Origin of the sequence: Lapidilactobacillus wuchangensis, from assembly GCF_003946645.1 — a bacterium.
In the GTDB taxonomy this organism is placed as follows: domain Bacteria; phylum Bacillota; class Bacilli; order Lactobacillales; family Lactobacillaceae; genus Lapidilactobacillus; species Lapidilactobacillus wuchangensis.
Genome location: NZ_RHOU01000016.1, coordinates 1 through 14,559 on the forward strand (window position 1 = coordinate 1; position 14,559 = coordinate 14,559).

Sequence of the window (14,559 nt, forward strand, 5' to 3'; positions counted from 1 at the left end):
ACAGGTCGTATCGACTTGGTGTTTTTTATTTTGTCTGAGTACTAACGATAGTGGCTAACTTGATTGTAAAACGCGGGCTCCCTTTTTTATCAATAAATTCATTATAAAAAAGTTCAGCGTGGTTGCCGTCCGTCGTCCGTTCGATTTTAATCTCAGTCCAGCGACCGCTTTCATTTTTCCTTTTACCGTTTTAATGACTCGAACAATTTTCAAAAAAAGCATAAAAAGTACGCTATTACTGGACAGATGCGTTATAATAGCTGTGGTTAAAATAAAAGTTAGGAGGAACAAACAATGATAGCAACCACTACTCGCACTCATGAAACTGCAGAACCCCAGGATTACCGTCAGTTGGCTCATCGCATTATGATTTTGATCAACACTTATTTGCAACCCGGTGAATTTCATGATCCTTATAGCTTTCGAGTCAAGCGTTATACACTGGTGCTCAATACCGCGACTCAGCAGGTTGATCTGAAATCCGCTTGGCAAATAGCCAATGATGAACGCGCCTTAATAACGTTATCTGAGTTATTTCAAGCACAACTGACCACTGATCTCCACGAAGCTGATATTTGCCAATTGCTGCAACAGAAGTTAACGCCAAAATTAGCTAATTTGGATTAATGCTCAAGTTTCATTACGACTTAATGGAAAATCATCAAGTTCCCTTTAGCATTTGATTACTTTCCATTAATCAGGAATGTTGCTCTTTTCTCAGCGGCCCCTTTTAATTAACTCCCAAAAAAACACCACAATTCTTTTTCAAGAATTGTGGTGTCTTTTTTATTGTTGATCAGCGTAGCTATTAGGGAGCGAATTATTCAGGGGAAATAATCAGCACTGCTTTAGCAGTTATGCACGCCGTCAGTCTTCATTTGTTCTTTCAATTCAGCAGCAGTTGGTGCTTGGTAATGTGAAACTGTTACTGCGCCATCAAGGATGCCACTGTTGTCACTTAAGGTCATAAAGCCATTCTTGTAATCCAAATTTAAGCCTTCGCCTAAGTAAGTCAGCTCTGGTTCACCAGTAAATAGTTTGAAGTTTAAATTATTTGCTACTGGCACTTGGAAATCTGCATCGGCTTGGTCAACGACCACCAATTGGAATTTACTACCAATGGTACATGAGCCGCCCATGTTTGAGAACTTGTTGGAACCGTCATCTAGCGCTAACAAAACCAAATCGTCTGGTTTTATTTTAGCAGCAAGATAAGTTTGCGCGCCTGCTTTAATTTTTAATTCCATCAGATCACCTCATTTAATTTCAAAAGTCCAGTCATTAAATTGTGCACAACTTTTTTACAAGACTATCATACCGACTTTTCTCAAAAAATGCAAAACAACTGCCTCACAGCTAAATTGGCCGGCACCCAGTTATGACAACCTTTCGATTGCAACGCCCTTTTTCCCAACAGAATAAAAAAGTTCGGTTAAAAAGCTGAAAAAGACCATTGTTTAACCTTTGAAAAATCGTAACATAAATAATTATTGGTCTAATTAAAACAGACCTGACGCAGTTTATTTTTAAACAACAATTTGAGCAAGGAAAAGGTTAATTCGATGCAAAAATCATTGGGCGCAAGTAAACAACGCCTACTAAGATCGTTATTTAAAATCCTGCTAGGCAATCTCGTCATGAGTTTCGCCTACGCCAAGTGGATGGTTCCTCACCAGATTATCAATGGTGGCGTGACCAGCATTGCCCTGATTCTGCAGCGGACAACTCATCTCAGCGTTACACTGTGGACCAACTTATTAACCTTAAGTTTGCTGGTGGTGTGCGCGATTTTCCTGGGCCGCGAAAATTTCTTCAAATCCCTTTATTCCAGCTTAACTTATTTAGCCGGTTTTAATTTATTTAGCGCCTGGTCGCTAACCCTTGCTGGCTCAATTTGGCTAGATGTGCCTTTAGCCAGTCTAGCGATTGCTTTTGGCTATTATTGTTGCATTTCCGAGAATTCCTCAACAGTAGGCGTCGACGTGATTGCCTTAATTTTGCACCGCTATCGGCCCCAATTAAAAATCGCACCGCTGATTCGTGATATTAATTTTGTCGTGCTGGGCATTGGCTGGTTTATTTTCGGTTGGCGCAGTGTTCTGGCCGGTTTAGCGTTCAGTTTCATTTACGCCGCCATTTTAAAAAAATTCTTACGCGAATAATCATGCGTGCCAGGAATCGATTTTCTGAATTGCTTTAGCAGCTGATAATTGACCTTGGTCAACTGCCAGTAGCGTCTCGTCTAAATCATGTAGGAAAATTATCACCGCACTGCTATCCGTCACCAAACTGACCACGGTACTGAACTTGCGTAAATCTTGATAACTTGCCAACTGATCCATGGCCGTATCAGGATGGGCCGCTTTATCGCGCACCACGCGCTTGCCAATCCGAAAACTGACCTTTAATACTTGCTGCTCCTGTTTTTCGTTTTGCCGGTGGGCACGATACATTGGCAAGAACAGCGCGACAATCACCGCTAGTAATTCTGAAAGGCCAGCCACCCACTCAGCTAAAGTACCAATTTCCATTAGAAGTCCCCCCCTTCTTAACTTGGATTCATCATAGCGTAGGTTTGCTTAAAGTGATATTTTGCCGATTGTTCGCAAAATCACAGTAATGTTTGCTTGCGTCGTCTTTATGCTTACTTTATATTAGTGATGTGAAGTCGTTAATGACTGGCAAAAATGATAATTGCTAGTCAACGTCAGCGTTTCAGATGATTACAAATAGATTTTTATGAAATCGTGTTCGGATCACAGCGGCACAAGCTCCTTACCCGCACACGTTAATCTAAAGGAGGATTTTTTTATGGTAAAAGTAACAATTCTTGGGGCACATGGTCAAATTGCCCGCCTAGCATTAAAAGATTTATTAGCTGATGATCAAGTTCAATTAACCTTGTTTCTTCGCCAAGCCTCACGCTTAGCTAAGGTTGAAACAGGCAACGCCACGATCATCGATGGTGATGCGGCTAACGCGGCTGATTTAACTAAAGCCATTGCTGGTCAAGATCTTGTCTATGCTAATTTAGCTGGCGGCAATATTGAAGCGCAAGCCAAGCAAGTAGTCGCGGCTATGGACCAGGCTGGGGTCAAACGGCTGATTTGGATTTCAACTTTAGGTATTTACGATGAAGTTCCCGGTGCCTTTGGCAAATGGAATCATCAAATGCTTGACGACGGTTATCTGCCAACTTACGCAGCAGCTGCCAAAGTGATCGAAAATTCCGACCTCGACTATACGATTATTCGGCCAGCTTGGTTGGATAATAAGGCCGAAACAGACTACGAGTTGACTCAAAAAGGCGAGCCATTTAAGGGTACCGAAGTTTCACGGCAAAGTGTTGCGGCTTACGTGCAACATTTGATTGATCACCCTCAAGAGCAAATCCGCCATTCAGTTGGGATCAACAAGCCCAATACTGATGGTGACAAACCAGCCTGGTACTAGCTTCGTCGCTCCATGGCTAAAACGACAGGGGCCCAGCAATTTTATGGGTGGCTGGCCTTTCCCGATTTGAAGTGGTGGTGGCTTGGCGATTTGAATTCAAATTAGTTTTTGGCAAAATGGCGGACAACTCCGTTGCGGCCGGCGGAGTGTGGAACGCGGCCGGGATTGATTTGAGCTTATTGCTTCGCAACAATCTCAAATACAACCCTTATCCTAAGCGCTAAAGCGCCAAGGATAATTTGGCGGCTGACACTCCGGCGGCCTCCACTACGTTTTGAGCCAGTCTAGTTCATTGTAGATTTTTTCAATATCAAGGCAGCACGGATAAAGTTAGATGCCAATCGCCAGCAACCACCTGTGGAAACTAACCGAATTGAGCACCACTATTTAGAAAAACAGATTGATGTAAATTACTAAGCCTGTTTGACAAGCTTTCTGGAATTAAACCAGGAACTGCCAGATAGGCTTTTTTGATGCTGTTATTCAATTGTGGTAACAATTCAAATTAAACCGCTCTGCTCCACTATAATTGCCTTAACCACTAACAAAGCTGTAGTGCACCACCTCAACTCCAGACGGAATGGAGGGCGTGGTTGTCAGCCGCCAAATTTGTCTTATTGCTTTAGTGATTAGACAAAGGCTCGTATTGATGACAATTTGAAAAATTGGCATCAATCGATGCCGGCAGCGTTCCACAACCAGCAAGCCCGTAATGGAGTCAGACTCAAATCTGCCGCAACACCTGCACCAAGTTAAAAATGGTCAGTAGCTTGCATCCATAATTTTTTTATGCTAGAATCACAACAACGAAATTAAAAAAGTGAGGGATCTTTCTGTTGAGAATCTAACTTATTCCACAACCTACAGTCGAATTTTTTAAACCCAGGGATAACTGGGCTTTCGCTGTGCGTTTTTGGAATGGTTACTGACTCAATGGGGCGGTCTCTTTTTTGTGGCCAAAATTGGGTTTATTTCTGAAGACGCACCAATTTTTATGAGGTGATAAATTTATGTCGAAAATAGAAATTAAGAACTTAACTTTTGGCTACGATCAACAAGAACAACCATTATTTGATCATGCCAATCTCAACCTCGAATCTACTTGGAAATTAGGCTTGATCGGTCGTAATGGTCGCGGGAAAACGACGTTACTTAAATTATTGCAGGGGCAACTGCCCTACACTGGCGCAATCAATCAACAATTGGCTTTCGTTTATTTTCCCCAAACCGTGCCAGATCCTAGCGCCACAACGTACGATGTGATTGACGCGCTAAGTCCCAACGAGCTCTGGCAAGTTCAGCGCGAAATGAGCTTGTTGAAATTAAGTGATGATGTGCTGTGGCGACCTTTCCAAGAACTATCTGGTGGCGAGCAGACGAAAGTGTTATTGGCACTTTTGTTCAGTGACGAGGATCATTATCCGCTGCTAGATGAGCCGACCAATCATTTGGATTTGACTGGTCGCCAACAAGTCGCCGAATATTTGCAGGCCAAGCAGCAGGGATTCATTGTTGTTAGTCATGACCGTCATTTTATTGACCAGACGACGGATCATATTCTTGCGATTGAGAAGAACCAACTGGAATTACAGCAAGGTAATTACGCCAGTTATCAGCAGCAAAAAGATCGCCAAGATAACTATGAACAGCAACAAAATACGAAATTGAAAAAGGATATTTCTCGGTTGCAAACCACCGCTCGCGAGAAAGCAACCTGGTCATTTTCACGAGAAAAAGACAAGTATGGTGATCCTCGTGTCAAAGGTAGCGGGGCCATTGGCGATACTGGCCGGATCGGTGCCCGGGCTGCCCGCGTCATGCAAAAAGCGAAAAATTTAAATCGGCGAATGGAAAACGAGATCAGTAGCAAACAAGACCTTTTGAAAAACATTGAAACTGTTGATCCACTAGGTATTAATTTTCAGCCTAGTTTTCGTAAACATTTAGTTGTCGCGAAAGATTTTCAATTAAGTTATCAAGAACAACCACTGTTTGCACCGCTCAGTTGGCAACTTAACCAAGGTGAATGCCTCGCCTTAGTTGGCGCTAATGGTACTGGCAAAACTTCCCTGATCAAAGCCCTGCTTGGTCAATTCACTGGCGAGACTACTGGTGAACTTGAGGTGCCACTAAATAGCCAGATCAGTTACTTGCGGCAAAATTATGAAGATAATCGCGGAACCTTAACTGATTTTGCTGAAGAGAATCATTTAGACCTGGAATTGTTTCTCAATAACCTGCATAAATTAGGCATGCCACGCGAAGTTTTCCGGAGCAAAATCGAAGCCATGAGTATGGGCCAACGTAAAAAAGTTGAGCTGGCAAAATCATTGGCCACTCCGGCGGAATTATATTTGTGGGATGAGCCTTTAAATTACTTGGATCTTTATAATCAAGATCAATTGGTGACGCTCTTGAAAGAGCAAAAACCGACAATGATTCTAATTGAACACGATCAAGATTTCATTCAAGCCGTCGCCCAGCAGAAAATTGTGTTGCACGCTGAAGAATAAACGAAGAACAATAAGATGGCGTTGAAACAGAATTGAGTTTGACTACATTGCGGGCTGCTTGTCTTGGAACGCGGCCGACGCTGATTGAAGCCTTTTTCCAAAAGTCTCCAATACAGGTCTTATTGTAAGTGCTAAAGCACTAACAATAATTTGGCGGCTGACGACAAGATCCCTCCATTCCGTCTGGAGTCGATGTGGAACGCTTCATCATTGTTAGTGCTTGAGACAATTGCAGCGGGATTAATCAACTTGATTTTATTTGTTATCGTAGCCAAACAGTAATGCCAAAAAACTTGTCAGTCTGGCTTATTAGCTTACTTTGAGCTGCTTCTCTAGATAGTAATGCGCGATTCTGCTAATTTCCGAAGATGGCTGTTGGGCGATTAGCATCTGATTTTACGAATTTCGCCGTGATTTCTAACAAAGGTAAAGTGGGACAGCCTAGCTCAAAACGCAGTGAAGGCCGCCGGGGTGTCAGTCGCCAAATTCTTCTTGCCGCTTTAGCGGTTAGAAGAAGACCTGTATTTGAGATTGTTGCGTAGCAATAAGCTCAAATCAGTGTCGGCAACGTTCCACACCCCGCCGGCCGCAACGGAGTTGTTCGCCATTCCGCCCAAACACAATTTGGATTGAATCGTCCAGCAACCCACCATTTCAATTGGGGAAGTCTTGGCACCCTTCTTATTTCATCAAACCGGCCTTGATATAAATCAAATCAATTTCGAATCTGTTCCACTACCTGTACTACTAAATATTTTTTGTAATCGAATTCATAAATTGTGATTTCTTTTCAGTAATTGCCGTGAATTATTGATAACAACTATCTTCTTGCCACTGAACAAACTACGATGAATTTCAACTCTATTACTGTTACATCAGCATTTATTAGCGTTTTCAATTCTTTACATCCATTTTCATTAGAACTATGATGAATTTGTAAAGAGTTTCAGAATAATAAAAAAGAGATGCGTAAATATGGTAACAGCTGCTATAACAGAAACAGAAAAGAATAGCGAGACAATTACTTCGGCAATTAACGATTTAGTCAGTAACGCAGTCATTGCTTTTAAGGATTATCAGAATTACAGCCAAGAACAAGTGGACAACATTTGTGCGGCGCTGGTCCGGACGGCAACGACCCACGCTAAAGAGCTAGCAATCTTAGCTTATAAGGAAACTGGTCGTGGTAATGCTGAAGATAAAACCATCAAAAATATTTATGCGAGTCAATACATTTGGAACGAAATAAAAAACGATCAAACTGTCGGTGTCATCAGTCGTGATCCCCACAATGGCCTCGAAAAAATTGCGGAGCCACTGGGTATTATTGCTGGGATCACCCCAGTTACTAACCCAACTTCAACCGTTGTTTTCAAAACGTTGCTAGCCTTGAAGACGCGGAACGCTATCATCTTCGGTTTGCATCCCCAAGCACAAGAATGTGGCAGTGCCACTTGTCGTTTGTTGGCGGATGCCGCTGTTAAAGCCGGCGCACCTAAGAATCTGATTCAGTGGATTCAGCAACCAAGTATTGAAGCGACTTCAACCTTGATGAATCATCCGCAAGTCAATTTGGTTTTGGCCACAGGTGGTCCGAGCATGGTCAAGGCTGCTTACTCAACTGGTAAACCAGCCATGGGTGTTGGTCCTGGTAATGCCCCAGCTTACATTGAAAAAACGGCTAACGTTAAAAATACCGTCGCTGATATTATGATGTCGAAAACTTTCGATAACGGCATGATTTGTGCTTCTGAAAATAGTATCGTTGTCGATCGTGATATCCTTGATGATGTTAAAGCTGAGTTCGAAAAACAAGGCGCCTATTTTGTTAAACCAGCTGACGTTGAGAAATTAACGAATACTGTCATCGATCCAAACCGGCACACCGTTCGCGGACCAATTGCTGGTCAATCAGCTTTGAAAATCGCCGAGATTGCTGACATTAAAGTCCCAGCCAATACAAAATTATTGATTGCGGAAATTAATGGTATCGGCGTTAACTTCCCACTTTCCGGCGAGAAATTATCACCAGTTTTATCAATGTACGTGGCTAATAATCAACAAGCTGCTTTCAGCATTTGTTTAGGCCTGCTGAATTATGGTGGCCTTGGTCATACTGCCGTGATCCACTCAACTGACGATCAAGTCATTGAACATTTCGGCGAAGTCATGCCAGCTTGTCGGATTCTAGTTAACACTCCAGGTTCTCTGGGTGGGATTGGCGGTTTATTCAATAAATTGACGCCATCATTAACCTTAGGTACTGGTTCTTACGGCAAGAATTCGATTTCCCATAATTTAACCGATATGGATTTATTGAATATCAAAACCGTTGCCCGTGCTACCCGGCGGCCTCATGAATTAATTGAGGAAATGCGTGATTTGATTAAATAAAGCAATCTATAAGAATACGACTCAAAAAGTACCAGTACGATAACATTATTGATATCGCGCTGGTACTTTTTTGCTCATCAGAATTTCCAACACACCAGCTATTTTAAAATTGATCTTGATCATTAAAATCGTTAATTTTAAAATAGCTGATTGTCGACACACGAGCAATTTACAAATTTGTCGTGTGTTGACATTTGTCTTTTGTAAATTCATCGTTTTTTTCAGGTCTGCTGATTAATTCGTATGAGGTAAGTATGCTGATTGCTGAAAAAACAAACATAAAGTTGCAGGCTTGGTATCAAATTTTGAACGACAAACTTTATTCCGATATTATCTTGCCTGACTACCATTTTGATAAGCAGCTTCATCGATTTTCCCGACTGTAATTGTTGGTGAATAACCATTATTTTTCGTACTAGTCACCGAATGGTTCTCAATATGCAAAATCAAATTATAGTAACTTAAATCTGAATAGTGATGCGCCACCTCGATAACGGTTACTGGCAACGTTAGCAGTAAGTCACGAATCATTTTTGCAGTTGGTTGATCTAAATTGGCCGTGATTTCATCTGCAAGAATAAGCTGCTTCTGATTGATTAAGGCGCGGGCAATTTCGAGCTTGATTTGTTGGCCGCCACTAATATTGGCGCCATTGCCAGTAATTTCAAAGTTCAAGGGATCAGCACCCAATTGTGTATCAAGCCTGACCTTCTTAAGCACATTCAAAACAGCGGCATCAGAATAAGATTTGCCCAATAAAATATTATCGCGGATTGATAAATTAAAGATATGCGGCCGTTGCGAGATCAAAGCGACAGCATTATGAAAATCAGCTATTTGCTGGTCACCATTCAGCAAATAAATCTGCCCAGAATCTGGTGTCTGATTCTGCATTAATAAATCAAGCAAGGTACTTTTGCCAGTGCCACTTTCGCCAGTGAGCAGAACTTTATCATTCGCGCTAATTCGAAAATTAACAGCTGTGAATAATGGCTGATCATCGAATTGCTTACTCACATTAGTCACAACTAATTGGTCAAACTGAGTCGTTGGTTCTGAAGCTATTCGATTTAATTCAATGTTTGGCGTCAAAACACGACCAAACTTGTGCCGAACTTCCTTCGTTTCTAATAAATCCCCGCTCAAATAAATAATCTGTTGAAATTGACCCTTCAAAGTATCAGCGGTACCCAACATGGCGACTAATAAAATGATGGTAATTGCTGGATTTAAGTGCATTAAATAAATCCCAATCGCAAAAGGCACCACATCAGCAATCCCCTTCAATGGTCCTGATAATGAGAACATTAAAGCTTGCCGATTGTGTAACAACTGTTCTGAACTTTCAGTTGCCGTAAATTTTTTGGTCAAGAACGACATAAAGAATGGCTGCGCCTGATTATTATTAATGGTGCTGCGACCTTTAGCAACATCAATCGCCGCTGCCAGTGAAACTTCACGCTGATTGGAAAAGCCATTGCCTAATGCCGCAATTTGATGAGACATGAAATGTTGGGGAATCATCATCAACAAAGCGCCAATAGTAAAGCAAAGTCCCACCCAAATATTTTGCATTAATAAATAACCAATCGGAATGACCGCCCGCAATATATAGGTTGGTAACGTTAATATTGGCCCATAAAAACTTTCTCGAATCATGCGCACATCTTGAGAAACCAACGACACAATTTCATCTTCACTCATCGTGGTTGAATTGAGATAATGCCGCATACAATCCATTTCTAGAGAAACACAAGCCTCTTTTAAAATACTATTGGTCACAATTTCCGTTAAATACAGCCCCAGATAAACAACCAAGTACAGTTCCAACCCTTTGGCACAAAAGAGCAGCACATCGCTCGTTGTACTCGTCTTGCCCATTTGGCTAGCCCAAGTCGTAATTAAGGCAAAGGTCAACGAAATAAACGAATTGATCACCGTCACAACTGCTAAGTATATGAATTTAGTTTTATGAACGCGCTTGAATAAATCTTTAACACCAATTGTTGGCAGTTCTGGTTGTGTTGGCACTTTAATCAATCCTCGTCTAATAAAGTAATTGTAGAATTATCTGTTGCAGTGAATAAATCGAAATTAACTTTCAAGATACTCTTGTCCTTATGATTATTCCGATAATCATAGGATTTATTATAAATGCTCAATGGATAATAATTTCATTTGGTGATAATATGTACCCAATAAAACTTGGTTCTTGCCAAAGTTACTGTTTCTTTCTGAAGTCTTGCTCAAGTCGTTCCTTAGCTTAGTGACGGCGGCGTTCCACAGTTCCACAACCAACAAGCCCGCAATGGCGCTAGAACCAATTCTGTTTAACAACTTCTTCAACAGCACTTATCGTTGGAAAGAATCTAAAACCTTGAAGGTGATGTTCAGTGCGCGAAATCAATGATTTAGTTCGTGAATTACGGCAAAATCGCAATTTGTCGCAAAAATCTTTGGCTCAGGGGATTTGTTCTCGTGAAGCTCTAACAAAATTTGAACAACGAGGGACAAATATTTCTGCTAAAAATCTTTTCCTGATGCTCGATAAGATGAATATCAATCTTGAAGAGTTTGAGTTTTTACTGCAAGACGGCGAATTACCCTTTAAACAGAAAATCTATCAGCAAGGTATTCGCTGTCGCCATGATCGTGCCGCTCATAAAAAATATTTAGCTCAATTAGCTGAACTGGCTACTTCGACCAACGATGAATATTATCAGCTGTTAGCTATTATTTTCAGCGTTAATCAGGTGGCTGCTTTGCCAAAGTCATCTGATTCAAGCGCAACGAAGCGCCTTACTAATTATCTTAATAGTATTGATACTTGGGGCCGGTTTGAACTATCACTTTTTATCAATGCCATGTCGCTTTTTCCGTCAGATTATATTTTGAATACTTACAAAATGAACATTTCAAAAATGTACGACTATACTAAAAATCCTCACTACCAAGACCAGCTATTATTTTTCTTTAATAATGCTGGTATAACTTTAATCAGAAGACATGATTTCAATACGCTTGCTAAATTATTGCCCGAATATGACTTGCTAACTCAAAATCGCGCCTACGCCAGTGATCGAATCAATTATTTGATTCTTAAGAAGATCGTCAACGCAGAAAACGACTTTCAAGTTTCAATGATTGATGAAGAATTAAGAATATTAAACTATTTGGGTTATCAGCCACTCGCCCAATCGCTAAGTTCAATGCTCACAAATATTTTCAAGTAATCCGCAGTTGCTAGTTGCTGCCTTCGCTGTTGATTGTAGCTGATAAATTTCAGCAAAAGGACAAATTGCAGAATACTGCAACTCACAAATTCATTCTCTAGAAAGTAGGTGCTTAATTGACTGAATTAGGTCCGACCATTAGAAAAATTCGCAAAAATCGTCAGTTGTCGCTCAAAGAGGCCGCGGCCGGAATCTTGTCTTACTCTGCCTTAGCCGCTTTTGAGCGGGGTGAATATACCATTAGCTTTCAAAGTTTGCTAAAACTTCTAGCGCGACTAAACTTTTCGCTGACCGAACTTAGCTCATTGGTGAACCTGCCTGCCTAATGCCCACTACCAAACCAGACTGATTCATCTTCAAGAATTAATTAATGCCAATCAGAAAAATCAATTTATTGCAGAATTGAATGATTACCAATCAGAGCTGGCAGATAACAATAATCTTCAGGATCAGCTAAATCAGATTATGTTCAAAAGCATCGGTGCCCACGAATTAAATTTGCCAGAACCAAGCGCCACCGAGATTGAATTTCTAGTGGCTTACTTCTGGCAATGCGAATATTGGAGCCATTATGATTTAACAATTTTTGGTAATACCGCTTACTTGCTCGACCCCGAGCTGCGTGTTCAGCTGCTGAAAGAAATCATTAAACTAATCGAAGCGCAAGTGGCACAAGGTATCAATACCCGTGACCCGATTCGCATCGTGATCAATACGATCTTTGATTTTTTCCACAGCGAGAATTATCAGCGCGCCGATAATTTGGTTCAAATAATTGCGCCGATTATCCCCGACAATGACGTTTTTGAAAAGCTCTATTTATTGGCCGCAAAAATCATCCTCGTCAATCACGATCAACTCCTGTTTGCCTATAAAGTGCCCAGACCTGAAGAACTGCTGAAGTTAATTGAACTCACTGATTCCCAAGGCCTATTAAAAATTGTTAACCAGGAATTTAAAGACCAAGGAATTGCCTAATGCACTATCAAACTTGCTATAAATTTGACCAACTAAAAAATTCCTGACTCTTCTCGCAACGAGAATTATCAGGGATTTTTTTACACAACGCCGGAAAATTCTGTAACAAAAAAGCAGCATCAATTTCTCGATTCTGCCTACTTGATAATCATTTTAAAAATTAATCGGACTCACTTTAACGAAAATCAAACCAAAGATCAATTTCAACAATCCGTCAATTATAAAGACTAAATCCAACGGCCAGCCTAAAAGTAATCCTAATAGCGCATTAATTGTGGTTAGTCCGCCTAGAATTCCCATTAACTTACCGTGAACGGGAATAAAAAAGAAAAAGTGAATCCCGATGACAATCATGATTTCCAGCCAAATTCGACGCATGAGTGCGTATGTGACAGCGCCACCGTGCAACCAAATTGGCAGGAACACCAAAAGCATCAGGCCCATCATGATGATAATGGCACTATTAGCCCAGCGACTTTGCGCTTTAGTACCAGGGCCAACACTTAATTTTTGCCGCGTGTGCTTGTTTAGCTGCCAGAACATGCCCACTGAATATAAAATGCCAAAAATGGCTGGATTAGGAAAGCCATTGATTAATTTTAGCGTTAAAGTCAGCATGGCAATTCCCACAATAATCAACCAAATACCATTAATACGCTGGCGCGGATAGCGATAAGCGCCCGTTTTCTCTGTTGTCATAAATTTCTCCCCCTAAAAGAACTGTATTTTACAGTATACGCGGCGCCGACAACGATCTAAACGAACAAAAACGTCACTATTTAATTATTTTGCGATAATTCCTGCATTATTTTCCGCTGTACCGTGGGGATCGCGCCATTAACTAAGTCAGCGTCAGTAAACCACTTGCCCGGAATCAATGCTAACGATGGGGTTTCTGCTAATTCACCGGTGATAATTTTCAACTGCCATTGGCGATGGGTGAAGGTGTGTTTGACGACTTTCAAACCTGGATCTTGCCAAGCAACTTGAATGCCTGTTTGGTCCTGAAATAATTGCTGCAAGGTGTTTAGCTGCTTTGCTGACAAAGACTGTTTAAATTTGGCTGGTGATAAAACAGTCGGCTTTTCTACTGCAGTTGTGTTGGTTAAGAGTTGGTCAATCGCAACTAAGGGAAACAGCCACAGGCGGGCCAACAAGCCTTGACTGGGCCGTTGCACCAACAACCAACCTTGAGGCGTTTTTAATGCCAACGCGTAGAACTGTTGCACCACTGGCTTGGCCTTCTTGGTTTTGACAGGGTAATCCTCATAAGTGCCATCCTGCCAGCTAGCATCGAAATCGCGAACCGGCGAATGTGCCGGGTCAGAATTTTTAGCCGTTAAATAACTAGACCCTAAATCCATAATAGCTTGATTAAAATCCCCGGGACGTTGAAGATCAATGATTTGCTGAATGATTGCTGTAAAAATCGGACGTGTTTGCGGCTTAGCAATATCCAAATCGATTTTCAATAAGCGGGCGAAAACCCGGTAGGCATTGCCATCGACTGCCGGCACTGGTTCTTTGAAAGAAATACTGGCAATCGCACCGGCTGTGTATGGCCCAACGCCACTTAAATCCGCCAAGCCAGCAGCTGTTTGCGGCCAAACACCAGCATAATCTTGAACGATCTGCTGGGCGGCTTGCTGCAAATGCCGTGCCCGCGAATAATAACCCAACCCCGACCAAACTTGCAACAACTCTTCCTCAGGTGCAGTCGCCAAAGCCTGCACAGTGGGAAAATGCTGCAGGAAATTATGATAGTAAGGAATCACCGTCTGCACTTGGGTTTGCTGCAACATAATTTCACTAATCAAAATATGATACGGCTCCTGGTCCTCACGCCAAGGCAATTGCCGCCCTTCACGATCGTACCAGCTTAATAAGGTTTGGCGAAAAGCCGCAATTTTTTCTGGTGACCAAGTTAAATATTGGCGCACCAAGTTTGCATTTGTCGTATCTGTCATGATTTGCCCTCAACAATTCCA

At 41.6% G+C, this 14,559-nt stretch carries 14 protein-coding genes; 9 read left to right on the forward strand and 5 right to left on the reverse strand.

Annotation, left to right across the window (positions count from 1 at the left end):
- Positions 1–294 precede the first annotated feature (294 nt).
- Positions 295–627 (forward strand): hypothetical protein, encoded by a 333-nt coding sequence (locus tag EKM82_RS10060; RefSeq protein ID WP_125768863.1) that lies wholly within the window; start codon positions 295–297, stop codon positions 625–627.
- A gap of 221 nt (positions 628–848) precedes the next feature.
- Here the strand turns inward: EKM82_RS10060 and EKM82_RS10065 are convergent, their stop codons facing one another.
- On the reverse strand, positions 849–1,247 hold the full coding sequence (locus EKM82_RS10065; protein WP_125768866.1) for an iron-sulfur cluster biosynthesis family protein: 399 nt from the start codon (positions 1,245–1,247) through the stop codon (positions 849–851).
- A 315-nt stretch (positions 1,248–1,562) separates the two neighbouring features.
- On the opposite strand from EKM82_RS10065, the gene EKM82_RS10070 reads away from it, so the two are divergent.
- Positions 1,563–2,162, forward strand: coding sequence for a YitT family protein (locus EKM82_RS10070; protein ID WP_125768869.1), 600 nt, complete (start codon positions 1,563–1,565; stop codon positions 2,160–2,162).
- Here the strand turns inward: EKM82_RS10070 and EKM82_RS10075 are convergent, their stop codons facing one another.
- Positions 2,163–2,531, reverse strand: a complete 369-nt coding sequence (locus EKM82_RS10075; RefSeq protein WP_125768872.1) for a hypothetical protein — start codon at positions 2,529–2,531, stop codon at positions 2,163–2,165. It lies immediately after the preceding gene.
- 280 nt (positions 2,532–2,811) lie between these two features.
- Between EKM82_RS10075 and EKM82_RS10080 the strand changes: the two genes are divergently transcribed.
- The 4 genes from EKM82_RS10080 (at position 2,812) to EKM82_RS10090 (ending at position 8,360) form a co-directional block, all read left to right on the forward strand.
- Positions 2,812–3,453 carry an SDR family oxidoreductase gene (locus EKM82_RS10080; protein WP_125768875.1) on the forward strand — a complete coding sequence of 214 codons (642 nt, stop codon included), beginning with the start codon at positions 2,812–2,814 and terminating at the stop codon, positions 3,451–3,453.
- Positions 3,454–4,463: 1,010 nt separating this feature from the next.
- Positions 4,464–5,966 carry a ribosomal protection-like ABC-F family protein gene (gene abc-f / locus EKM82_RS10085; RefSeq protein ID WP_125768885.1) on the forward strand — a complete coding sequence of 501 codons (1,503 nt, stop codon included), beginning with the start codon at positions 4,464–4,466 and terminating at the stop codon, positions 5,964–5,966.
- Between the two features lie 368 nt (positions 5,967–6,334).
- Entirely contained in the window at positions 6,335–6,508 is a 174-nt protein-coding gene (locus tag EKM82_RS11650) for a hypothetical protein (protein WP_164508236.1), read from the forward strand.
- A 433-nt stretch (positions 6,509–6,941) separates the two neighbouring features.
- Complete coding sequence (locus EKM82_RS10090) at positions 6,942–8,360, forward strand: aldehyde dehydrogenase family protein (protein WP_125768888.1); 1,419 nt, start codon at positions 6,942–6,944, stop codon at positions 8,358–8,360.
- A 330-nt stretch (positions 8,361–8,690) separates the two neighbouring features.
- Here the strand turns inward: EKM82_RS10090 and EKM82_RS10095 are convergent, their stop codons facing one another.
- A complete protein-coding gene (locus tag EKM82_RS10095) occupies positions 8,691–10,391 on the reverse strand; it encodes an ATP-binding cassette domain-containing protein (protein ID WP_125768891.1) in 1,701 nt (566 codons plus the stop codon).
- A 362-nt stretch (positions 10,392–10,753) separates the two neighbouring features.
- Between EKM82_RS10095 and EKM82_RS10100 the strand changes: the two genes are divergently transcribed.
- The 3 genes from EKM82_RS10100 to EKM82_RS10110 all read left to right on the forward strand — a co-directional run bounded on the left by EKM82_RS10100 (position 10,754) and on the right by EKM82_RS10110 (position 12,571).
- Entirely contained in the window at positions 10,754–11,593 is an 840-nt protein-coding gene (locus tag EKM82_RS10100) for an Rgg family transcriptional regulator (RefSeq protein ID WP_125768894.1), read from the forward strand.
- Positions 11,594–11,709: 116 nt separating this feature from the next.
- Positions 11,710–11,919 carry a helix-turn-helix domain-containing protein gene (locus tag EKM82_RS10105; protein WP_125768898.1) on the forward strand — a complete coding sequence of 70 codons (210 nt, stop codon included), beginning with the start codon at positions 11,710–11,712 and terminating at the stop codon, positions 11,917–11,919.
- A gap of 22 nt (positions 11,920–11,941) precedes the next feature.
- Positions 11,942–12,571 (forward strand): Rgg family transcriptional regulator, encoded by a 630-nt coding sequence (locus EKM82_RS10110; RefSeq protein WP_225419722.1) that lies wholly within the window; start codon positions 11,942–11,944, stop codon positions 12,569–12,571.
- 153 nt (positions 12,572–12,724) lie between these two features.
- Here the strand turns inward: EKM82_RS10110 and EKM82_RS10115 are convergent, their stop codons facing one another.
- Together EKM82_RS10115 and mutY are read right to left on the reverse strand one after the other, a co-directional pair.
- A complete protein-coding gene (locus tag EKM82_RS10115; protein ID WP_125768904.1) occupies positions 12,725–13,270 on the reverse strand; it encodes a DUF6609 family protein in 546 nt (181 codons plus the stop codon).
- 80 nt (positions 13,271–13,350) lie between these two features.
- Complete coding sequence (mutY, locus tag EKM82_RS10120; protein ID WP_125768907.1) at positions 13,351–14,538, reverse strand: A/G-specific adenine glycosylase; 1,188 nt, start codon at positions 14,536–14,538, stop codon at positions 13,351–13,353.
- Positions 14,539–14,559: the final 21 nt, after the last annotated feature.

Coding starts and splice junctions, on each gene's coding strand:
- EKM82_RS10070 (WP_125768869.1), top strand. CDS start 1,563: ATGCAAAAATCATTGGGCGCAAGTAAACAACGCCTACTAAGATCGTTA.
- EKM82_RS10065 (WP_125768866.1), bottom strand. CDS start 1,247: ATGGAATTAAAAATTAAAGCAGGCGCGCAAACTTATCTTGCTGCTAAA.
- EKM82_RS10080 (WP_125768875.1), top strand. CDS start 2,812: ATGGTAAAAGTAACAATTCTTGGGGCACATGGTCAAATTGCCCGCCTA.
- EKM82_RS10075 (WP_125768872.1), bottom strand. CDS start 2,531: ATGGAAATTGGTACTTTAGCTGAGTGGGTGGCTGGCCTTTCAGAATTA.
- EKM82_RS11650 (WP_164508236.1), top strand. CDS start 6,335: ATGGCTGTTGGGCGATTAGCATCTGATTTTACGAATTTCGCCGTGATT.
- mutY (WP_125768907.1), bottom strand. CDS start 14,538: ATGACAGATACGACAAATGCAAACTTGGTGCGCCAATATTTAACTTGG.
- abc-f (WP_125768885.1), top strand. CDS start 4,464: ATGTCGAAAATAGAAATTAAGAACTTAACTTTTGGCTACGATCAACAA.
- EKM82_RS10115 (WP_125768904.1), bottom strand. CDS start 13,270: ATGACAACAGAGAAAACGGGCGCTTATCGCTATCCGCGCCAGCGTATT.
- EKM82_RS10090 (WP_125768888.1), top strand. CDS start 6,942: ATGGTAACAGCTGCTATAACAGAAACAGAAAAGAATAGCGAGACAATT.
- EKM82_RS10060 (WP_125768863.1), top strand. CDS start 295: ATGATAGCAACCACTACTCGCACTCATGAAACTGCAGAACCCCAGGAT.